The organism is Floricoccus tropicus (assembly GCF_001832905.1).
GTDB classification, from domain to species: Bacteria; Bacillota; Bacilli; order Lactobacillales; family Streptococcaceae; genus Floricoccus; species Floricoccus tropicus.
In genome coordinates this window covers 260,144-281,214 of sequence record NZ_MKIR01000001.1, presented here as the reverse complement: position 1 = coordinate 281,214, position 21,071 = coordinate 260,144, and the positions used below count along the sequence as shown (strand labels likewise).

Sequence of the window (21,071 nt, the reverse complement as noted above, 5' to 3'; positions counted from 1 at the left end):
GATAAATTTAGATTCGAGATAAATATGCCATTTGTAATAAAATATCTGATAGTATTGCTAATAACGGCTACTTTCAGTTTCATTATAACGCCAGTTGTAATTAGACTGGTCAAAAAAATTGGAGCTGTGGATAAACCAAATGCGCGCAGAATTAACAAAGTTGATATGCCTAGCGCAGGTGGTCTTGCCATCTTCTTTTCATTCACTCTCTCTGCATTAGTATTTTTAACATACATAGTTGGTGATACGAAGACATCAAAAGGTTTTTTAAATTATTTTGATTATGTCCTACCTTTAGTTTTATCAAGTATTATCATTATAATAACGGGATTAATTGATGATATTAAAGAGTTATCTCCTAAATGGAAAATGTTTGGTATGATAATTGCAGCAGTCACTATTTGGGGATTTTCTAAATTCCGATTTGATAATTTCAAGATTCCATTTGGTGGTCCAATTCTTAACTTCCCCCCATGGCTATCTCTTGTTTTGACTGTAATCTGGATAATCTCCATTACAAATGCAGTTAATATAATAGATGGACTAGATGGTCTAGCTAGTGGAGTTTCATTAATTAGTCTATTTACAATGGGAATAGTTTCTTATTTGTTCCTTGGTACTGTTAATGTTTTTTTACCAATTACAATTTTCGTTTTATGTGCAGCAATAATTGGATTTCTACCATATAATTTTTTCCCGGCAAAAATATACTTAGGCGATACAGGAGCACTATATTTAGGCTTTATGATTTCAGTTCTCAGTTTGCAGGGATTGAAAAATGCAACGGCAGTTGCTGTGTTAACCCCAATGCTTATTTTAGGAGTTCCTGTAACAGATACTTTAGTTGCAATAATCAGAAGAAAATTGAACAATCAAAAAGTTTCAGTTGCTGATAAGATGCATCTACACCACAGATTGTTAAGCTTAGGTCTTAGTCATAGAGCAGCTGTTTTGGTTATTTATGGAATTGCATTAATTTTTTCACTGATATCAATTATATTAAATTTTTCTGGTAGAGTTGGAGGAACAATGCTCATAATTGCTAGTATTTTTGGATTGGAACTTTTTTTAGAAACTGTTGGTATTTGGGGCAAAGATCGTCAGCCATTACTGAAAATGTTTGCAAAAATTGGAAATTCAAAAAAATAAATAGAAAATACAGCTAAAGAACGCAAAATGTAAGATAGTTTAGACAGATTTTTTGAAAGTCTGTCTTTTTTTATTTATAATGGTGGTAGTGGTTTCATAAATCATTTTAATAAGAAATTTGTTTAATAAACAAAGGAGAGGAAAGTTTATGTCAGTTTTAGAAATTAAAGATTTACACGTTAGTATTGAGGATAAAGAAATCCTTAAAGGTGTAGATTTAACAATCAATACAGATGAAATCCATGCAATCATGGGACCAAACGGAACAGGTAAATCAACACTTTCAGCAGCAATTATGGGGAACCCTAATTATGAAGTAACTCAAGGGGAAATCTTGCTTGATGGTGAGAATATTCTTGAAATGGAAGTTGACGAACGTGCTCGCCTTGGATTATTCCTCGCTATGCAATACCCATCAGAAATTCCTGGTATTACAAATGCAGAATTTATGCGTGCAGCAATGAATGCACGTCGTGATGAAGATGATAAGATTTCAGTTATGGACTTTATTACAAAATTAGATGAAAAAATGTCTTTACTTAATATGCATGAAGATATGGCTGAACGTTACTTAAATGAAGGCTTCTCTGGTGGAGAAAAGAAACGTAATGAAATTCTTCAATTATTAATGTTAGAACCTACATTTGCAATTCTTGATGAAATTGACTCAGGTCTTGATATTGATGCCCTTAAAGTTGTATCAAAAGGAATCAATGCTATGCGTGGTGAAAACTTTGGTGCTTTAATCATTACTCACTACCAACGTCTACTTAACTATATCACTCCAGATGTTGTTCATATCATGATGGATGGCCGTGTTGTAATGACTGGTGATGCTGATTTAGCTCGTCGTCTTGAAGCTGAAGGTTATGCTGGAATTTCTAAAGAATTAGGTATTGAATATAAAGAAGAAGAAGCTTAAGGAGGCTAAGATAATGGAGAAAAAATTACTAAATTATCTTGAATCAGTTAAGAAATTCTCTGCTGAGAAAAATGAACCAGCTTGGATGCTTGAAAAACGTCTAGATGCACTTGAAAAAGCTGATGAATTAGAATTACCAAAAATTGAACGTGTTCGTTATGAACGTTGGCCATTACTTCCAACAGAGGGGCCTACATCTGCTGGTCCAGTTTCAATTTTTCCAAGTGATAAAGATGCAAAATCAATTGGATTAATAGAAAATGAGGAAGTTACTAATCCTCGTTTAGTTCAGTTTGATGATGGAACAAACAGTGAATATTTACCTGAACACTTAGCTGAACAAGGTGTGATTTTTACCGATATTTTTACAGCAATGCAAAAATATCCCGAGCTAGTTGAAAAGTATTTCATGACAGCTGTTAAGTCTGACGAAGATAAGTTAGCAGCAGCTCATACTGCATTTTTAAATGGTGGAGCATTCTTATATGTACCGAAGAATGTAATTATTGAAGAGCCAATTGAATCACTTTTCTATCAAGCTGGAATCAACAAAATATATTATCACCATGTTTTAATAGTGGCTGAAGCAAACAGTCAGTTTTCTTATCTTGAACGTTTCCAATCTTTAGAGAATGATGATAAGATTCCTGCAAATATTATCGTTGAAGTTATTGCAAAGGATGGAGCACAAGTTAAGTTTTCAGCAATTGATCAACTTGGAAAAAATGTTTCAACTTATATCAGTCGTCGTGGACATCTGTTGAAAGATGCTTCTATTGACTGGGCAATTGCAGTTATGAACCAAGGTAACGTTATCGCTGACTTTGATAGCGATTTAGTTGGTGACGGTAGCCATGCGGAAATTAAAGCAGTAGGTCTTTCATCAGGTAAGCAAATACAAGGTGTTGATACTCGAGTAACTAACTTCGGTAAAAATTCAGTTGGTCACATCCTTCAACATGGTGTAATTCTTGAAGCTGGTACTCTTACATTTAACGGTATTGGTCACATTATCCGTGGAGCAAAAGGTGCAGATGCACAACAAGAAAGTCGCGTTCTAATGCTTTCAGATAAAGCTCGTAGTGATGCAAATCCAATCCTTTTAATTGATGAAAATGACGTAACAGCAGGACACGCTGCATCTATTGGTCAAGTCGATCCTGAAGATTTATACTATCTAATGAGTCGTGGACTGGATATTGAAACAGCTGAACGCCTAGTTGTCCGTGGATTCCTAGGAAACGTTATCGTTGAAGTTCCGGTGAAATCAGTTCGTGATGAAATGTTTGACGTAATCGATAGAAAGTTGGACACTAAATGATTGATGCCAAAAAAATTCGCAAGGATTTTCCCATTTTGGATCAAATCGTTAATGATGAGCATCTAGTCTATCTTGATAATGCTGCTACTACGCAAAAGCCTACAGCAGTTCTTGATACAATTAGATATTACTATGAGCATGACAATGCTAATGTTCACCGTGGGGTGCATACATTAGCAGAACGTGCAACTCACGATTATGAGGGATCACGTGAAAAGCTCAGAAAATTTATAAATGCAAGTTCGACAAAAGAAGTCTTGTTTACTCGTGGTACAACTACAGGTTTAAACTGGGTTGCAAAGTATGCTGAACAAATATTAAAAGAGGGCGAAGAGATTGTTATTTCAATCATGGAACACCATTCTAATATTATTCCTTGGCAACAAGCAGCTGCAAAAACAGGAGCAGTCTTGAAATTTGTCTATCTTAATGAAAACCAAGAACTTGATATGCAAGGACTTAAGCAAGCAATTACAGATAAAACAAGATTTGTATCAATTACACATGCATCAAATGTATTAGGTGTTGTAAATCGAGTTAAAGAGATTGCAGAAATTGCCCATGAACATGGAGCAATAATGGTGGTTGATGGTGCTCAATCGACACCACATATGAAAATAGATGTTCAAGACTTAAATTGTGATTTCTTCACTCTTTCAGGTCATAAAATGGTTGGTCCTACTGGAATTGGAGTTCTTTATGGTAAGGAGAAATACCTTAACGATATGAATCCAATTGAATTCGGTGGAGAAATGATTGATTTCGTATACGAGCAATCAGCAACCTGGAAAGAACTTCCTTGGAAATTTGAAGCAGGTACTCCAAACATTGCAGGAGCAATTGGTTTAGGTGCAGCAGTTGACTATCTGGAAGAACTAGGTATGGATGAAATTCATGCTTATGAAACAGAACTTGTTAATTATGTGATGCCTAAACTTAAGGAGATTGAAGGACTAGTTATTTATGGCCCAGACGATGTTTCTAAAAGAAGTGGAGTAATTTCATTTAATCTAGACAATCTTCATCCACATGATGTTGCAACTGCAATGGATATGGAAGGAGTAGCAGTACGTGCAGGACACCATTGTGCTCAACCATTAATTGAGTATTTAGATGTTCCTGCTACTGCTCGAGCAAGCTTCTATTTCTACAATACGAAGGAAGATTGTGATAAATTAGTTGATGCATTAATTAAGACAAAGGAGTTTTTCAATGGCACTCTCTAGACTTGATAACTTGTATCGTGCGGTGATTTTAGATCATTCAAATCATCCGCATCATCGTGGAAGTCTTGATATAGCTACTCAAATCGACATGAATAACCCTACTTGTGGGGATGTTATCAAACTTTCAGTTGCTTTTGATGGTGATACAATTTCAGATATCGCTTTTGATGGCTCTGGATGTAGTATTTCAACATCAAGTGCAAGTATGATGACAGATGCAGTTATTGGAAAAACAAAAAAAGAAGCATACCAATTAGCAGAAATTTTCTCTGAGATGGTTCAAGGTGTTGAAGACCCTGACCAAGAAAAATTAGGAGAAGCAAAGTTCCTAGCAGGAGTAGCAAAATTCCCACAAAGAATTAAATGTGCAACTCTTTCATGGAACGCCCTAAAAAAAGCCTTAGAATCAGGAAATGAAGGAATAGCTGTTAACCTGGAAGAACATAAATAAAAGGTGCGAAAATCACTGTTCAAACTTTCTATACATCTGAACATTTTGTACATTAACTCGCAAAGTTTTTGCGGGCCAGATGTGAAGTAGTATAAGAAAGTTTAGTGATTGTAGCCCGTAGATAAGGTGTTGAAGCGACTGCTTAATACTTGGGAACAATGGAAATCTCAGTATTAGTTGCTGAAACCTTGAATAAAAGGTGTTGTAAGCACCAAAGTTGCTTGATAATTTGTCAAAGTAACTACAACCTAGTAATAAGAAATAATTTAAGGAATATATGCTTTAAATTATTCTAGAAAAGGAGAATCTTGTGAGTGATAAAGTAACACCAAAACCAATTGAACTCGAAGAATATAAATTCGGATTTCATGATGATGTAACACCTGTATACTCAACAGGGAAGGGACTTACTGAAGAAATAGTTCGTCAAATCTCAGCTGAAAAGAATGAACCAGAATGGATGCTTGATTTCCGTCTTAAATCATATCAAGCATTTAGAAAAATGGATTTACCAACTTGGGGGCCAAGTCTTGATGATGTAGATTTTGATGATATTATTTACTATCAAAAAGCATCTGATAAACCTGCCCGTGACTGGGATGATGTACCAGAAAAAATCAAAGAAACTTTTGAAAAAATTGGTATTCCAGAAGCTGAACGTGCTTATCTTGCGGGTGCAAGCGCACAATATGAGAGTGAAGTAGTTTATCATAACATGAAAGACGAATTCACTAAGCTTGGAATTGTATTTACTGATACTGACTCTGCCTTAAAAGAGTACCCTGAAATTTTCAAAAAATATTTCGCTAAATTAGTACCTCCAACTGATAATAAACTTGCGGCTCTAAACTCTGCCGTTTGGTCAGGTGGAACATTTATTTATGTACCTAAAGGTGTGAAAGTAGATATTCCTCTTCAAACATACTTCCGTATTAACAATGAAAATACTGGTCAGTTTGAACGTACTTTAATTGTAGTTGATGAAGGCGCAAGCGTTCACTACGTTGAAGGATGTACAGCTCCAACCTACTCATCAAACAGTTTACACGCCGCAGTAGTAGAAATTTTTGCCCTAGAAGGTGCTTATGTACGTTACTCTACTATCCAAAACTGGTCTGACAACGTGTTCAACCTAGTAACTAAACGTGCTAGAGCTCTTGATAACGCGACAGTAGAGTGGATCGATGGTAACCTTGGTGCCAAGAAAACTATGAAGTACCCAGCAGTATTCCTTGACGGACCTGGTGCGCGTGGGACAATGCTTTCTATTGCCTTTGCTAACACTGGTCAAATTCAAGATACAGGTGCTAAAATGATTCACAATGCTCCTCATACATCTAGTTCAATTGTTTCAAAATCAATTTCTAGAGGTGGTGGGGAAGTTAACTACCGTGGACAAGTTACTTTCAACAAAGATAGTAAGAAATCAAATTCTCATATTGAATGTGACACAATCATTATGGACGATATCTCTAAATCAGATACAGTACCATTTAATGAAATCCACAACAGCCAAGTAGCATTGGAACACGAAGCAAAAGTATCAAAAATCTCAGAAGAACAACTTTACTACCTAATGAGCCGTGGCTTGTCAGAAAGTGAAGCAACAGAAATGATCGTTATGGGATTCGTAGAACCATTCACAAAAGAACTACCTATGGAATACGCAGTTGAGTTAAACCGCTTGATTTCGTATGAAATGGAAGGTTCTGTTGGGTAATTGTTAATAAGTCTTTATATACCAAGCCTTTATGGGTTTGGTTTTTTTATTTTTTGTAAAGGTAGTAAAATGGTAGCAAAAAACGAGTTTTCATGCTCGTTTTTTATTTTATATTCAATTTTCTCTCTTAAAATCTAAAAATATAGTACCTTGATATTCAAGCGTTCCAACATCACCTTCAGCAACCATACCATAATCACTTCCTAGAATATTAAATTCAATCCGCTCATTACTATCAACTTCAAAAATCACAAAATAGTTTGTTGTTGTAAGAGGCTTATTGAAGTTATTAACATCGGTTCGTTTAGCTACTACACGCGCTCTAGTATTGACTTGTGGTAAATTGTTATTCTTACTCCATCTCATAAAACTTCGGATAAACATAAAAGAAACAATTGCAAAAAAGAATAGAACTACAATAATAGTTGTTTCATTCCCACTAGAAACTCCTTGATTAACCATAGCCTTATTGTCCTTTCTTAAAAAATAGAATTTTTATTTAATCTAATTATATCATTAAAACCTAGAAAAATATTTTTAATATATTAATTGACAAAAAAATAATTAAGTACTAAACTGTAATTGAGTAAAATACTAAACCATAGTTTAGTAATATTAATGAAGGATGAGGAAAATCATGAAAAACGTATTAGATATTTATTTGAAGGAAAATGGTACTAATCGCACTCAGCTAGTAGGAAAAACTAATATTTCTGAAAAAGCTTTAGCCAAGACATCAAAAAGAGATCCAGAAGATTACTCAGCAGATATTGTAGTAGCAATATCTGAAGAAGTTGGTGCAACTCCTGGACAAATACTTGATCGAATGCTTGTAATTCGGGATAGTGATATGCTTTATCATGCTACAAACTTTGAGGAACTTAAACAAAAAGTAGATGAACAAGAAGATGAATTTGTTTTGGAAGGTGATTTCTATGATTTTGTTAAGAAGATTAAAGCAAGTACCTTATCAGAAAGAGAAACTTTAGGTTTTAATTATGGTTCAAACGGATGGGGAGATTTTGCTGCATTTGTACTTCATAGATTTAAAAATAATATGAGTAGAGAAAAAGAGTCAAAAAATCTTCAACAAAAGATATCTAAACTTTATAATATAAAAATTCTTAATAAAAAAGAAAGCTTATTTAGATTAAGGCAACTTGACTATTAAACAATATTTTTTGGCAAATAAAAAATGTGAGATAAAAAGGGTATAATAAACTATGAAAAATGTACTTGATATTTACTTAAAAGAAAATGGAATCAATCGTGTTCAGTTAGCTAAAAAAAGCAATATTTCTGAAAGGGAATTAAAGAAATTAACTAGAAAAGATCCAGAGAACTATTCAGCAGATATTTTGGTGGCAATATCTCAAGAAGTTGGTGTAACTCCTGGACAAATACTTGATCGAATGCTTGTAATTCAGGATAGTGATATGCTTTATCATGCTACAACTATGGATGAATTTATTAAAAAAATTGATGAACAGGAAGATGAATTTGTTTTAGATGGTAACTTCACACAATTTGTTAATAAAACAAAAAACATTATGGATTTTGAAGATAGAGCTGTTAGAGGAAATCCTATATACCCTGGTTATGGTACTGGAAATTCATTTTTATATCAGTTCTTAAAAAAACTTACAAGTAAAGACGATAAAGAGATGCAAAAATTAGAACAAAAAATACTTGATAATTATAAAATGAAGATTTTGAATGATCATCAAACTTTATTCAGAAATAAGATTCTGGACTATTAAATTTTGAAACAGGTATAAGAAATCATGAAAAATGTACTTGATATTTACTTAAAGGAAAATGGAAAAGACAGAAGTCAGCTAATGGAAAGACTGAATGTTAGTAAAAAATCACTGGCTGAAATAGGAAAAACTGATCCAGAAAGTTATTCAGCTGATACTATTGTTGCTATTGCTAAAGAAATGGCAGTTGCACCTGGAATAGCTCTTGATCGTATGTTAGAGATTCGCGATACTGATATTTTTTATCATGTAAAATCAATTGATGAACTCAAACAGAAGGTTAAAGAACAAGAGGACGAGTTTATTCTAGAAGGTGATTTTTCAGATTTGTTCAACTCACCAAGTAAGATAGAAAACTTTGAAAAAAAGTATGACTCATATTACAATAATGTTTATCCAAGAAGAAAGACGTTCCTAACAAATAGCCAAGAACTTGGCATGATATTAAAAGTATTTTCTCCTACCGAAGGTATGATACAATCAATGATTCTACAGGAGAAAATTCTATATCTTTATATGATTAAAATTCTAAATAAAAATCAACTATTTTTTAGACTTAGACAACTAGATTATTAATTTTTAAATGAAAATTAATAAAAACAAGAAAATGAAATGCTTTTGAGAGAGGAGAGAGGCTTTGAAAAATGTTTTGGATATTTATTTGAAAGATAATAATACCAATCGATATGAAGTAGCTAAAAGGGCAAATATTTCTGAGCAGACTCTTTCCAAGGCATCAAAACGTGATCCAGAGACTTATACAGCCAAGACCTTGATTGCTATAGGAAAAGGAATTGGAGCAACTGCTGGTCAAGTTTTAGATAACTTGCTAGCTATTCGAGACAGTGGTAAACTTTATCATGCGACTAATATTAGTGAATTACGCCAGAAAGTTAGGGAGCAGGAAGATGAGTTTATTTTAGAGGGTGACTTTAAAGAGCTTATTCAAAAAATTAAAACGTCAATTGATTTTGAGGACAAATATGTTCGTAATGATTTTATTTTTCCTGTGTTTGAGTATGAAGGTTCAGTTCTTTTCAGAGTACTAAAAAAGAACTCCTCAACTAAAGATGAGAAGGTAATAAAGAAGTTAGAAAAAGATATTGTTAACTCCTATAAAATTAAAATACTCAATGATTCAGAAACATTGTTTAGACTTAAGAACTAAAGACATAATCAAATAAATTTCCTCATATTACAGTGAGTTTGTTTCCTTTATTAATTTAATAATGCTATATGATATGTACTAAAGGTGTTATAATTACCTTATTGTTATCATAAGAGGAGATTCAAATGAAAAATAAAAAGAGTTTAGCAATAGCTTCGGGTATTGCTATTGTTGTACTGGCTGTTGGTGGTTATTTATTTTATCAACATCAGCGTGAAGTTAAGGCACAAAATGCAAGAGAAGACGTTATTAATAAATTTGTTAGTATTTTAAATGAACAAGATTTTGAAGATCTATCAGTAATTCTGGATAAGGATAGTTTGAAAAAAATTGATTTTTCTACTGATGAGGTTATTGAAAAATATAAAAATGTTTATGGTGGAATCACAGCAAGTAATGTTAAGTTATCTAATTTGAAATTCGATGGAAAAAATAAAGATAAATTTACTTATACTTTAAATATGAACACCTCATTAGGTCAACTTAAAGACCTTAAATATTCAGGTCAAGTAACATTTATGGATGGTAAAAATGCTAAAATAAATTGGACACCTTCTCTTATATTCCCCAAAATGTCAGGTAAAGATAAGGTTTCGGTTTCTGTAAAAGAAGCAGAACGTGGAACGATTTATGATCGCAATAATCAACCTTTAGCAGTAAATAGCACTTTATATCAATTAGGAGTTGTCCCGGAAGCTTTAGGAGACGGTGAAGAGAAGAACAAAAGGATTGCAGAAATTTCTAGTAAATATGATATTCCTGTAAAAAATATTGAGAGTGCAATTAGTCAGTCCTGGGTTCAACCTCAATATTTTGTGCCTTTGAAAACATATTCTGTGGAGCCATCTGAACTGCCTAAAGGAGCTACGATAACTAAAGTAAACGGGCGTTACTATCCTTTAAAAGAAGCTGCAGCGCAGCTGATAGGTTATGTTGGACAGATTACTAAGGAAGATATAGATAAGAATCCTTCATTAAGTTCAGAAGGTGTTATTGGCCGTACTGGTCTTGAAATGACTTATGACAGAGAGCTTCGTGGAAAAGATGGTGGGAAAATTCAGATTTTAGATGAGAATGATGAAGAAAAAGAAACTTTAATTGAGAGCAATAAAGAAAATGGTCAAGATATAAAATTAACGATTGATTCTAGAGTACAAGATGTTGCATATAAAACATTAGATAATAATCCGGGTTCATCTGTTGTCTCTGAACCAAAAACCGGTGATTTATTAGCACTTGTTAGTTCACCAAGCTTTGATCCAAATAAATTTGCTACAGGTATTTCAAGTGAAGAATATAAAACATATGCTGATGATGAAAATTTACCTTTTATTAGTCGTTTTGCTACAAGATACGCACCTGGCTCTACTTTTAAAACAATAACTGGTGTAGTGGGACTTGATAATGGAACTATCGATCCAAATGAAGATATAAGTATTAGTGGACTTAAGTGGCAGAAAGATGATTCGTGGGGATCATATCAAGTAACAAGGGTGCAGGAACATGATCCTGTAAATCTTAAACAAGCATATATGTATTCAGATAATATTTACTTTGCTCAAGCCGGTTTGAAGATGGGAGAAGATAAATTTAGGGCAGGACTTAACAAATTTATATTTGGTGAAGAGCTCGACTTACCGATTGCAATGAAACCAGCTCAAATTTCAAATGAGAAAAAATTTGATTCAGATATTCTTCTTGCTGATACTGCTTACGGTCAAGGACAGTTATTAATAAGTCCAATTGAACAAGCTACAATGTATTCTATTTTTCCAAACGAGGGAACCTTAGTTTATCCAAAACTATTACTTGATACACAAGTGAAAACAAAAAAGGATGTGGCAAGTGCTAAATCAATTTCTATCATTAATCAAGATTTACAGGATGTTGTAACTGATCCAACTGCTTTCGGATATCGCTTAAATGATCTTGGTTTTCCAATTGCAGCAAAGACAGGTACAGCTGAGATTAAAATGAAGCAAGATGAGAAGGGAAAAGAAAATAGTTTTCTTCTAGCTTATGATGCACAAAATCAAAAATATCTTGTAGTAACTCTTTTTGAAGGCAGTAATAATGGTATAACAGCAATAAGCACAGCAGATAATCTTTTAAATTATCTTCATGAAAATATTAAATAAAAAGAATTATAGCTAAAGTAATTAGCTATAATTCTTTTTTAATTCCATTGAAGGTTTAATAATGTCATCATCTCATTATAGGCTGTTTCAATTCTTTGTCGTGTTTCCTCTGGAACAGTATCTGCTAATTTACCACCTTTAATATAGTTCTCAGCAAGTAATACTTGATAATCATAGGCTGGGAACCCTTGGAAAGTTCGTCCTTCGATAGGAGTTCTTGATACCCAAGTTGGATGAGCCTTAACATTCTTAATGACTGTTTTGTCATTTTCTTTTTCAATATCTACATCCATAATGACGCCACGTTCAGTCCAGTAATCTTCCAATGTTTCGTAACGTTGATTTGAGAGAAGATTTCCCATTGAATAGATTATAAATTTTCTTTCTCCATCTTTTTCAACTATTTCTGTAGGTTCTGCAACGTGAGGATGACCACCAAAAATAATATCAGCACCCCAATCTATCATGTCATGGTATGTTTTAATTTGGTCGTCTGTTGGAGTTAGTCGGTATTCTTCTCCCATTTGAGGCATAATTACAGTAATATCTGCAATTTTTTCAGCCTCTTCTATTTCTTTTTTCATCTTATCAGGATTCATATCTTTAAGGTACTTATCATAATCTTCCTTGCTTATACCCTCTTCAAGCCCATTAAATCCATAAGCATATGACAGTAAAGCAATCTTAATTCCGTTAACTTCTTTAACAAGAATTCCTCGATTATTCACATCAACACCTATATAGTCCATACCAGCTTTTTTAATAGCATTAGCAGTGTAAACGAGTCCATCAATTCCAGTATCTAAAATATGATTATGTCCTAAATCTAAGACATCAAAACCAGCTGATTTAATACTTCCAAGGACCTCTTCTGGTGCATTAAATATTGGATATCCTGCTAATTCCCTGTTTGGATTGATTGTTCCTTCAAAATCTCCTAAAGCAAGATCAGCAGAAGACACAAGTGGTTTAACTAGCTCATAATCATTGTCAAAATCATAACGTTGACCATCCCAAGCGCTTCCATAAACAATATCGTGGTAGAGCATGTCACCACTTGCAGTAATTTTAGCAGTTTTTTTACTACTACCTTTTTCCTTGCTCGTTTTTTTATTTTCAATTTTTTCCTTATTTTCTGGTGTAACTTTGTTTTTATTAAATAGTCTACCCTGTGCATATACAAAACAGATTGGTAACAATATCCCAAGTAAAACTAAAATTGTAAGTCTTTTCCAGTTAATTTTTCCATTTTCATTCATATAAAGCTCCCCTTTTTTATGTTTACTTTATTATACTAAAAGGGTTTACTTAATACAATGGAATATTAATCACATAAAAATATAAAAATCATACTAAGCCTATAGCTCAGTAGTTATAGATGTATATACTTGATAACTTTCTAAAATTAGAAAGTCTTATATGATATAATTAATACAGAAAATTATCAGGAGAAAAAAATGGAAGCTATAATTCGTGAAAAATTAAAAGAAATAGAAGAAAATGAGCAGGTTGAAATCATTTTAGCAGTTGAATCAGGTAGTCGTGCATGGGGATTTGAATCTCCAGACAGTGATTATGATGTGCGTTTTATATACATAAGAAAACCAGAATATTATTTGCGTTTGGACGAAACAAGAGATGTGATTGAATGGCAACTTGACGAGACATTGGACATTAATGGATGGGATTTACAAAAGGCACTTCGTCTACTATATAAGTCAAATTCCACACTATTAGAGTGGTGTACTTCTCCAATAGTATATTATCAGAATGAAAAAATTGAAATACTCAAGAAAATACTTGTTAATTATTTTTCTGGTAAAAAGAATCTATATCATTATTGGCACATGGCATCATCTACTTACAATCAGTTTCTTCAAGGTGAAGATGTAAAAATAAAGAAATATTTTTATACTCTACGCCCTCTTTTAGCTAGTAAATGGATAGTCAATAGAAATACTTTTCCGCCAATGAGATTTAATGAGCTAGTAGCAGCAGAACTTGATGATAGTATGTTACCTTATGTTCAAGAGTTGTTGGAAAAGAAAGCTAATTTAGATGAGCTTGACTATATTCCAAGAATAGATAAATTAAATGATTATATTGCGAAAAATCTTTTAACTTTAGAGGTCAAAGCTCAAATGTTATTTGATGAAAAAAATTCATGGGAAGAATTGAATAAAGTTTTTTTAGAATTAGTCTTGAATTAAAATTTCATACTTTGGTCTGATGATTTAAAGAAAAATATTCTATATTATATATACTATAGAAAAAAATATTTCTATAAATCGATTTAAAGAATTAACAAACAATTATATACTCCATAGTATAATTTTTTCATAGACGAGCTTGGCTCGTGAAAACTCCTAAAAAACTCCTACAGAAAAAGCGAGGTTAACGCCTCGTTTTTTTCTTGAACAAATCATATGAGAGGGTTATCTCTTTGACTAAATTAGCTAATTAAAATATACTAAATTTAAGAAAAAAATCGGAGAAATGCCATGAAATGGTTTGAAAGATTAAAAGAAAATATAAGAATATGGTTTGCTAGCCGTAAGACTAGAATTCGTGGAATTAGAGGTCAAAGTTTTTTTGACTATGAATCTTTTGTTAATGATATCAACGTTCAAACACAGAAACTATTGAAAAAATATGGGTGGGATAATTCAGCAATATCAGCATATATTAAATATCTTAATAAGAAGTTAGTAGGGCTTAGCCCATCAGAAGCTGAAGTTATGATTCGTGATATATATGCATTAACCAAACAAGTAGGATCTAGACCATATATTATTTTATATGGAGCTTCAAAAATGCCTTCTATTCAAAAAATAACCCTAGTTTTACATCATTTAGGGACAAATATTGATGAATTTGGTTTTCAACATTTAAATGGGAGTCATACAATTTTTCCAGAAATACCACCACATTCAGAATTTTTCACAATGTTTAGGTATGATGTGCTTTTATCTTTTCCAACAAATGAGGGCCTAAATGTAAATGAATTAGGAAGAGAGATTCATTTATTTAGATCGTATATTGATAAGCAAAATATCGAATTCGTTCGAAATAATTTTTCTGGTGAAAATGACTATCAAAAGTTACTTGCCTATGGTAGAAAATTCAAATTACCTTTTGACTATACAACAGGTGCAAATTATCATAATAGATATATGGAGTTATTTGAATATCCACATAATATGAAGGTACAAGTGCCGAAAATAAATACTTCAAAGAAAAGAAAATTAAACAATGCACGAATGTCAGAATTTATAGTTGACATGGATACAGGAAAATTTGTTAGCCAGTGGGATACCTTCAAATATGGTACAGATGGGAAGATTGATTCAAATCCAGACCACTATTTGCCAGAGGAACTAGAAGAAGTAGCAAATACTGAATCTTATAATTATGGTATTCCCTGGGGTGGTTATCGAGATGTACCATCAATTTTTAGGTCAAGCCATCGTACATTGGATATAAGTCATCCAAAAGATCATGAATTAAGACGTAAGGCTACACGTTATTGGAAAAGTGAAAATGATTTTGAACGTGATGAAGAAGCAAGTGGGCGATACTTAGATATAGTTAAAAATGAAGAAGTCGATTATATGGCTTGGATAAATATACCAGCTGATCAAAAAAAAGAGACTTATGACGAATTTATCAAGTACTGTGGTAGTTTTCAAAAATCAAATCCAGGATTTGCAGAATTTGACAAAATTAAGAGAAATACGAAAGAGCTGTAAATTATAGAATAAACTGGAGCCTTGCTAAGATTAGTAAGGCATTTTTTATAGTTTTAGAATCTTGCTTTTAAATGGTCTTTTTAGTAGAATTAAGAGTACGACAAAAAAATAATCTGCCTTTAGTGTAATGGATATCACGTAAGATTCCGGTTCTTGAGATAGCGGTTCGACTCCGCTAGGGCAGATAGAAAATTTGAGGAAAATATGGAATTACAATTTTTAGGTACTGGTGCAGGGATGCCTTCGAAGCAAAGAAATGTCACAAGTATTGTGCTTAAACTTTTGGATGAAAGAAATGAAATTTGGATGTTTGATTGTGGTGAGGCTACGCAACATCAAATTCTTAATACTACGATTAAACCTCGGAAAATCAATAAAATTTTTATCACTCACATGCATGGTGATCATATTTATGGACTACCTGGATTTTTGTCAAGTCGAGGATTTCTAAGTGGTGATGAGCAAGTAGAATTAGATTTATATGGTCCAGTAGGGATTAAAGATTATGTTTTGACAAGTCTAAAGCTATCAGCAACTCGCTTACCTTATCGTATTAATTTCCATGAACTGACTGTAGAAGATACAGGTATGATATTTGAAGATGCTACATTTCAGGTATACATGGATGTACTTGATCATGGAATTATATCATACGGATATCGAGTTGTGGAAAAAGATAAAGTTGGTGAGTTAAATGCACAAGCTTTAAGAGATGCAGGTGTACCTTTTGGACCATTATTTGGAAAAATAAAGAATGGACAAGATGTAACACTTGATGATGGACGAGTAATAGTTGCAAGTGATTTTATTGGCTCAGACAAGCCAGGTAAAGTAGTAACAATTCTTGGAGATACACGTCGAACTGATAATACTATTCGTTTGGCGATTGGAAGCGATGTGTTAGTTCATGAAGCAACTTATGAAGCGAAGGAAGCTAAAATAGCTCGAAATCATGCTCATTCAACTACTAAACAAGCAGCTGAAATTGCTATTGCTGCTCAAGTTAAAATGTTACTTTTAACACATATCAGCGCTCGTTATGTTGGACCAGAGGCTTGGAGATTAGAGGAAGAAGCTAAAAAGATATTTCCAAATAGTCATGTAGTACGTGATTTTGAAGAGGTTGAAATAAAATGAAGCTAAAAAACGTATTAATAACTGGTGCAAGTGGTGGCTTAGCAAATCACTTAGTTGATAAGATAAAAGCTGAAAATATTATTTTGTTATCAAGAAATATTGAACCATTGGTAGAAAAATATAAAGATAATAGTGCTATTCATCTATATGAGTGTGATATTACTGATAATGAACAGGTAAAGACAATCTGTCAAAATATTTCAAAACGTTTTGGAGCTCTTGACCTATTAATAAACAACGCAGGTTTTGGCGAATTTAAGAATTTTATCAATTTTTCATATGAAGAAATTGTTGCAATGTTTGACGTTAATGTTTTAGGACTAATGAATATTACAAAACAATTTTTACCTGGTATGATTGAACAAAAGTCTGGCCAAATTATTAATATCGCTTCAATGGCTGGGAAGATGGCAACTGCTCAATCTTCAATTTATTCAGCAACAAAATATGCAGTTGTAGGTTTTTCAGATGCACTTCGCCTAGAACTGAAAGATTCAAATATCTTTGTAACAACAGTCAATCCAGGACCAATAAAAACTGATTTTTTTGCAAAAGCTGACCCGTCAGGGGAGTATTTGAAAAAGGTTGATTTCATTGTTCTAAGTCCTGATAAGGTCGCACAAAAGATTGTAAATGTAATCGGTAAAAAGAAGAGAGAAGTAAATTTACCTCTAGCTATGACATTTGCTGCTAAAAGTTATCAACTTTTTCCACGCATTGGTGACATGTTAGCTGGTGGATTATTCAATCTTAAGTAGTTTTGACAAATGAGGTGTCTTCGATGATACAAGCAAGCAATGAATGGATTATTAATGAGAAATCTTATGATCCAGAGTTCGAAAGAATAATAAAAGATAATAAACTTGATGATTTAACTGGAAGCATTTTATGGAATCGTGGCTTTCATAATCAAGAGGAAGTGGAAGAATTTTTAAATCCAAATCTTGAAGATCTTCATGATCCGTTTTTACTTCATGATATGGAACGTGCTGTTAATCGTATTCTTTATGCCATTCAACAGGGAGAAAATATCCTTATCTATGGGGATTACGATGCAGACGGTATGACTTCATCAAGTGTTTTAAAGACAGCTTTAGATGAGTTGGGAGCAGAAGCTAGTGTGTACCTACCCAATCGTTTTACAGACGGCTATGGACCAAATAAAGACGTCTATCAATACTATATAGACAATGAAGATATTAATTTAATTATTACTGTTGATAATGGCGTGGCAGGTAGAGATGCCATTGAGTATGCCCAGTCTTGCGGAGTTGATGTGATTGTAACTGACCATCATAGTATGCCAGATATTTTACCCGATGCATATGCCATCGTCCACCCAGAACACCCTGACGCTAATTATCCATTTAAGCATCTAGCTGGGGTCGGTGTTGCCTTCAAGTTAGCCTGCGCTTTACTTGAATATGTTCCAACTGAGATGTTGGATCTCGTAGCTATTGGAACCATTGCTGATATGGTTAGTTTGACCGGTGAAAATAGGATTTTAGTAAAATATGGTCTACAAATTTTAGCTAATACAGAGCGAGTTGGTCTGCTTGAACTGATGAAATTAGCTGGTGTTGATTTTCAAGATATTAACGAAGAAACAGTTGGCTTTCAAATTGCACCAAGATTAAATGCTCTTGGGCGTCTTGATGATCCAAATCCAGCTGTCGAGCTATTAATTGGTTGGGATGATGAGTTGGCACAAGAAATTGCCAGCATGATTGATGAAAAGAATAATGAACGAAAGGCTATCGTTGAAAAGATAACGGAAGAAGCTCAAGCCATGCTTGATGAAAGTCCAGTTCAAATTCTATATAAGGAAGATTGGCACCCAGGAGTTCTTGGAATTGTTGCAGGACGACTTCTGGAAAAAACTAATAAGCCGGTCATTATGCTAAATAATGATAATGGGGTTTTAAAAGGTAGTGCTAGATCTATTGAAGCCTATAATATTTTTGATGCCTTAAATCCCCATCGTGATTTATTTGTAGCTTTTGGAGGACATGCTCAAGCAGCAGGAATGACCTTTAAGCTTGAAAACTTACCTGCCATAAAAGAAGCGATGGTCAATTTCATTGCTGAAAATGATATCGATATGACTAAAAAAGGTCAATTAATACTTGATGGAAAGCTTGATTTGAGTGAGATTGACTTAGATCTAGTGAAAAATCTTGATCGTCTTGCTCCTTTTGGAATGGATAATGCAAGACCACGCTTTTTAGTTGAAAATTATCAAGTGACTAATGTTCGCACACTTGGACAAAATAATGCTCATTTAAAACTGAGAATTGAACAAGGTGACAAAAAAGTTGATGCTTTGTATTTTGGACATGGTGCAGAAGCATTGGAATTTCAACAGGTAGAAAGTCAACTAGCAGTAAATCTTTCAATCAATAGATGGAATGGTGCAACAAATGTCCAATTAATGGTCTGTGATGCAAGAGCAGAAGGCGTACAATTAATAGATATTAGATCTAAAAAAGCGGAAATTCCATCAAATGCATATATATTTGAGGAAAATATTGATAATAATGATATAATAGGTTCGGTATTGTACCTTAAAGAAATTCCAAACTCTTTGGATAACTTGAAGAATTTAATCCAGACTCATAATTTTTCAGCTATTTATTTTGAAAATCAGATTAAAGTAGAATATTATTTGACTGGTCCTGGTTCAAGAGAACAATATGCAAGACTCTATAAAACAATTTATCAGTACCCAGAGTTTGATGTACGTTATAAGTTGCCTTCGCTTGCTCAATATTTGAGAATACCAAATGAACTACTTGTAAAAATGGTTCAAGTATTTGCTGAATTAGAATTTGTAAATATTGAAGATGGTGTAATGACTGTCAATAAGGAAGCGCCAAAGCGTGAAATCTCTGAGAGTAAGATTTATCAGGATTTAAAAGAGAAGATAGAAATACAGGAGTTCTTTGCACTTGCTCCTGTCAAAGAAATTTATAATAGATTAAAGGAAGAAAAAAATGAATCTTAAAGACTATGTTGCTAGTATCCCTAATTATCCACAAGAAGGTGTTACTTTCCGTGATATTTCACCTCTGATGGCTGATGGAAATGCATATAGCTATGCAATTCGTGAGATTGTTCAGTATGCAACTGATAAAGAAATCGACATGATTGTAGGACCTGAAGCGCGTGGATTTATTGTTGGATGTCCAGTTGCCTTTGAATTAGGTATTGGTTTTGCACCAGTTCGTAAACCAGGAAAACTTCCTCGTGAAGTAATTTCAGCTGATTACGAAAAAGAGTATGGTCTAGATACACTTACAATGCACAAAGATGCCATCAAACCAGGACAACGTGTACTTATAGTTGATGATTTACTTGCAACAGGTGGTACTGTTAAGGCTACAATCGAAATGATTGAAGCACTTGGTGGAGTAGTAGCAGGTTGTGCCTTTCTAATCGAACTTGACGAACTTAAAGGTCGTGAAGCAATTGGAGATTATGACTATAAAGTTCTTATGCATTATTAATAATAAATAAGTTTAAAAATCGTCTATTTGGGCGATTTTTTGCTTTGAATTTTGGTATAATGAATGTTATAGATAATTGGGTTTATATGCCCATTTTATAGAGTTATTAAATGGAGATAAAATGTCATATTTTGAAGAATATAAGGCAGGACATGTTGTCCTTCCACATGAATTATTAAGCAATTTTCATATATTATTTACAAGTGAGCTTGATTTTGTCGTTTGGCTTTTCTTCTATGAAAATTCTGATGTCGCACCAAGTACAATCGCCGCAGCACTTAATCGTGATTTGGTTGAAATAAATACAGCTATTAAAAATTTACAATCTTCAGGAAGTCTAAAGGTTACAATTCTTGAAGTCGCAGGTTCTGTTGACACAATCTTTGATGCAAATTATGCTTTTTCCAAGCTAGATGAAATTCAAAAAGCAAAAGAAAACAATATACCACTTGTGCTTGATGAAAAAACTGTGTCGGAAGATCAGTTCAGAGATCTTATGCAGAGTTTTGAACAGGAAATGGGCACGATTACCCCCTTTCAGGCTGAAGAAATACGAAATTGGATTGAGGAAGATGACTTTGAAATTCCTCTGATTAAATTAGCCCTTCGTGAAGCTGTACTTAATCGCAAGGTTAGCCTCAATTATATTAGAGCTATCCTACGTAACTGGCGTGGTGAAGGAATTAAGTCGGAAAGCGATATTAGCCGAAAAAGAGAAGAAAGGAATTTGGCAGATACTAGAAATTCAAATCCTAGTGGACCAAGTTTCCATATTCCAACAGGTCAGTGGAAGAAAAATTAAGAGAAAGGTGGTAGAAATTCAT

At 33.3% G+C, this 21,071-nt stretch carries 20 protein-coding genes; 18 read left to right on the top strand and 2 right to left on the bottom strand.

The window, feature by feature from the left end; translation table 11 throughout:
• Window positions 1-24 precede the first annotated feature (24 nt).
• The 6 genes from BG261_RS01375 (at window position 25) to sufB (ending at window position 6,789) form a co-directional block, all read left to right on the top strand.
• Window positions 25-1,149, top strand: a complete 1,125-nt coding sequence (locus BG261_RS01375) for a glycosyltransferase family 4 protein (protein WP_070791391.1) — start codon at window positions 25-27, stop codon at window positions 1,147-1,149.
• A gap of 148 nt (window positions 1,150-1,297) precedes the next feature.
• A complete protein-coding gene (gene sufC, locus BG261_RS01370) occupies window positions 1,298-2,071 on the top strand; it encodes a Fe-S cluster assembly ATPase SufC (RefSeq protein ID WP_070791390.1) in 774 nt (257 codons plus the stop codon).
• Window positions 2,072-2,084: 13 nt separating this feature from the next.
• Entirely contained in the window at window positions 2,085-3,392 is a 1,308-nt protein-coding gene (sufD, locus tag BG261_RS01365) for a Fe-S cluster assembly protein SufD (RefSeq protein ID WP_070791389.1), read from the top strand.
• On the top strand, window positions 3,389-4,618 hold the full coding sequence (locus tag BG261_RS01360; RefSeq protein WP_070791388.1) for a cysteine desulfurase: 1,230 nt from the start codon (window positions 3,389-3,391) through the stop codon (window positions 4,616-4,618). The genes sufD and BG261_RS01360 overlap by 4 nt, the downstream gene beginning before the upstream one ends.
• Window positions 4,605-5,069 carry a Fe-S cluster assembly sulfur transfer protein SufU gene (gene sufU, locus BG261_RS01355; protein ID WP_070791387.1) on the top strand — a complete coding sequence of 155 codons (465 nt, stop codon included), beginning with the start codon at window positions 4,605-4,607 and terminating at the stop codon, window positions 5,067-5,069. The genes BG261_RS01360 and sufU overlap by 14 nt, the downstream gene beginning before the upstream one ends.
• 310 nt (window positions 5,070-5,379) lie before the next feature.
• The gene (gene sufB, locus BG261_RS01350; protein ID WP_173646036.1) at window positions 5,380-6,789 is read left to right on the top strand and encodes a Fe-S cluster assembly protein SufB; all 1,410 of its coding nucleotides are present in this window, start codon (window positions 5,380-5,382) and stop codon (window positions 6,787-6,789) included.
• A 114-nt stretch (window positions 6,790-6,903) separates the two neighbouring features.
• Here the strand turns inward: sufB and BG261_RS01345 are convergent, their stop codons facing one another.
• On the bottom strand, window positions 6,904-7,251 hold the full coding sequence (locus BG261_RS01345; protein ID WP_070791385.1) for a DUF2500 domain-containing protein: 348 nt from the start codon (window positions 7,249-7,251) through the stop codon (window positions 6,904-6,906).
• A 175-nt stretch (window positions 7,252-7,426) separates the two neighbouring features.
• Here BG261_RS01345 and BG261_RS01340 point away from each other — a divergent pair, with 175 nt between their 5' ends.
• The 5 genes from BG261_RS01340 (at window position 7,427) to pbp4 (ending at window position 11,855) form a co-directional block, all read left to right on the top strand.
• Window positions 7,427-7,960, top strand: a complete 534-nt coding sequence (locus tag BG261_RS01340) for a helix-turn-helix domain-containing protein (RefSeq protein ID WP_070791384.1) — start codon at window positions 7,427-7,429, stop codon at window positions 7,958-7,960.
• 52 nt (window positions 7,961-8,012) lie between these two features.
• Window positions 8,013-8,549, top strand: coding sequence for a helix-turn-helix domain-containing protein (locus BG261_RS01335; protein WP_070791383.1), 537 nt, complete (start codon window positions 8,013-8,015; stop codon window positions 8,547-8,549).
• A gap of 24 nt (window positions 8,550-8,573) precedes the next feature.
• The gene (locus BG261_RS01330; protein ID WP_070791382.1) at window positions 8,574-9,125 is read left to right on the top strand and encodes a helix-turn-helix domain-containing protein; all 552 of its coding nucleotides are present in this window, start codon (window positions 8,574-8,576) and stop codon (window positions 9,123-9,125) included.
• Between the two features lie 61 nt (window positions 9,126-9,186).
• Window positions 9,187-9,717, top strand: a complete 531-nt coding sequence (locus BG261_RS01325; protein ID WP_070791381.1) for a helix-turn-helix domain-containing protein — start codon at window positions 9,187-9,189, stop codon at window positions 9,715-9,717.
• A gap of 125 nt (window positions 9,718-9,842) precedes the next feature.
• The gene (gene pbp4 / locus BG261_RS01320) at window positions 9,843-11,855 is read left to right on the top strand and encodes a penicillin-binding protein PBP4(5) (RefSeq protein ID WP_070791380.1); all 2,013 of its coding nucleotides are present in this window, start codon (window positions 9,843-9,845) and stop codon (window positions 11,853-11,855) included.
• Between the two features lie 38 nt (window positions 11,856-11,893).
• Here the strand turns inward: pbp4 and BG261_RS01315 are convergent, their stop codons facing one another.
• On the bottom strand, window positions 11,894-13,114 hold the full coding sequence (locus BG261_RS01315; protein ID WP_070791379.1) for a CapA family protein: 1,221 nt from the start codon (window positions 13,112-13,114) through the stop codon (window positions 11,894-11,896).
• A gap of 198 nt (window positions 13,115-13,312) precedes the next feature.
• On the opposite strand from BG261_RS01315, the gene BG261_RS01310 reads away from it, so the two are divergent.
• From BG261_RS01310 to BG261_RS01275, 7 genes are all read left to right on the top strand, one after another.
• The gene (locus BG261_RS01310) at window positions 13,313-14,065 is read left to right on the top strand and encodes a nucleotidyltransferase domain-containing protein (RefSeq protein ID WP_070791378.1); all 753 of its coding nucleotides are present in this window, start codon (window positions 13,313-13,315) and stop codon (window positions 14,063-14,065) included.
• A gap of 291 nt (window positions 14,066-14,356) precedes the next feature.
• The gene (locus BG261_RS01305) at window positions 14,357-15,604 is read left to right on the top strand and encodes a DUF3114 domain-containing protein (RefSeq protein ID WP_083318225.1); all 1,248 of its coding nucleotides are present in this window, start codon (window positions 14,357-14,359) and stop codon (window positions 15,602-15,604) included.
• Window positions 15,605-15,808: 204 nt separating this feature from the next.
• Window positions 15,809-16,741: a ribonuclease Z gene (rnz, locus tag BG261_RS01295; RefSeq protein ID WP_070791377.1), complete on the top strand. Its 933-nt coding sequence runs from the start codon at window positions 15,809-15,811 to the stop codon at window positions 16,739-16,741.
• Window positions 16,738-17,499 carry an SDR family NAD(P)-dependent oxidoreductase gene (locus tag BG261_RS01290; RefSeq protein ID WP_070791376.1) on the top strand — a complete coding sequence of 254 codons (762 nt, stop codon included), beginning with the start codon at window positions 16,738-16,740 and terminating at the stop codon, window positions 17,497-17,499. Before rnz ends, BG261_RS01290 begins: the two co-directional genes overlap by 4 nt.
• Before the next feature lie 23 nt (window positions 17,500-17,522).
• Window positions 17,523-19,745 carry a single-stranded-DNA-specific exonuclease RecJ gene (recJ, locus tag BG261_RS01285; protein WP_070791375.1) on the top strand — a complete coding sequence of 741 codons (2,223 nt, stop codon included), beginning with the start codon at window positions 17,523-17,525 and terminating at the stop codon, window positions 19,743-19,745.
• On the top strand, window positions 19,735-20,247 hold the full coding sequence (locus BG261_RS01280; protein ID WP_070787794.1) for an adenine phosphoribosyltransferase: 513 nt from the start codon (window positions 19,735-19,737) through the stop codon (window positions 20,245-20,247). The genes recJ and BG261_RS01280 overlap by 11 nt, the downstream gene beginning before the upstream one ends.
• A 121-nt stretch (window positions 20,248-20,368) precedes the next feature.
• Complete coding sequence (locus BG261_RS01275) at window positions 20,369-21,049, top strand: DnaD domain-containing protein (protein ID WP_070791374.1); 681 nt, start codon at window positions 20,369-20,371, stop codon at window positions 21,047-21,049.
• Window positions 21,050-21,071 lie beyond the last annotated feature (22 nt).

Coding starts and splice junctions, on each gene's coding strand:
- BG261_RS01375 (WP_070791391.1), top strand. CDS start 25: ATGCCATTTGTAATAAAATATCTGATAGTATTGCTAATAACGGCTACT.
- sufC (WP_070791390.1), top strand. CDS start 1,298: ATGTCAGTTTTAGAAATTAAAGATTTACACGTTAGTATTGAGGATAAA.
- sufD (WP_070791389.1), top strand. CDS start 2,085: ATGGAGAAAAAATTACTAAATTATCTTGAATCAGTTAAGAAATTCTCT.
- BG261_RS01360 (WP_070791388.1), top strand. CDS start 3,389: ATGATTGATGCCAAAAAAATTCGCAAGGATTTTCCCATTTTGGATCAA.
- sufU (WP_070791387.1), top strand. CDS start 4,605: ATGGCACTCTCTAGACTTGATAACTTGTATCGTGCGGTGATTTTAGAT.
- BG261_RS01345 (WP_070791385.1), bottom strand. CDS start 7,251: ATGGTTAATCAAGGAGTTTCTAGTGGGAATGAAACAACTATTATTGTA.
- BG261_RS01340 (WP_070791384.1), top strand. CDS start 7,427: ATGAAAAACGTATTAGATATTTATTTGAAGGAAAATGGTACTAATCGC.
- BG261_RS01335 (WP_070791383.1), top strand. CDS start 8,013: ATGAAAAATGTACTTGATATTTACTTAAAAGAAAATGGAATCAATCGT.
- BG261_RS01330 (WP_070791382.1), top strand. CDS start 8,574: ATGAAAAATGTACTTGATATTTACTTAAAGGAAAATGGAAAAGACAGA.
- pbp4 (WP_070791380.1), top strand. CDS start 9,843: ATGAAAAATAAAAAGAGTTTAGCAATAGCTTCGGGTATTGCTATTGTT.
- BG261_RS01315 (WP_070791379.1), bottom strand. CDS start 13,114: ATGAATGAAAATGGAAAAATTAACTGGAAAAGACTTACAATTTTAGTT.
- BG261_RS01310 (WP_070791378.1), top strand. CDS start 13,313: ATGGAAGCTATAATTCGTGAAAAATTAAAAGAAATAGAAGAAAATGAG.
- BG261_RS01305 (WP_083318225.1), top strand. CDS start 14,357: ATGAAATGGTTTGAAAGATTAAAAGAAAATATAAGAATATGGTTTGCT.
- rnz (WP_070791377.1), top strand. CDS start 15,809: ATGGAATTACAATTTTTAGGTACTGGTGCAGGGATGCCTTCGAAGCAA.
- BG261_RS01290 (WP_070791376.1), top strand. CDS start 16,738: ATGAAGCTAAAAAACGTATTAATAACTGGTGCAAGTGGTGGCTTAGCA.
- recJ (WP_070791375.1), top strand. CDS start 17,523: ATGATACAAGCAAGCAATGAATGGATTATTAATGAGAAATCTTATGAT.
- BG261_RS01280 (WP_070787794.1), top strand. CDS start 19,735: ATGAATCTTAAAGACTATGTTGCTAGTATCCCTAATTATCCACAAGAA.
- BG261_RS01275 (WP_070791374.1), top strand. CDS start 20,369: ATGTCATATTTTGAAGAATATAAGGCAGGACATGTTGTCCTTCCACAT.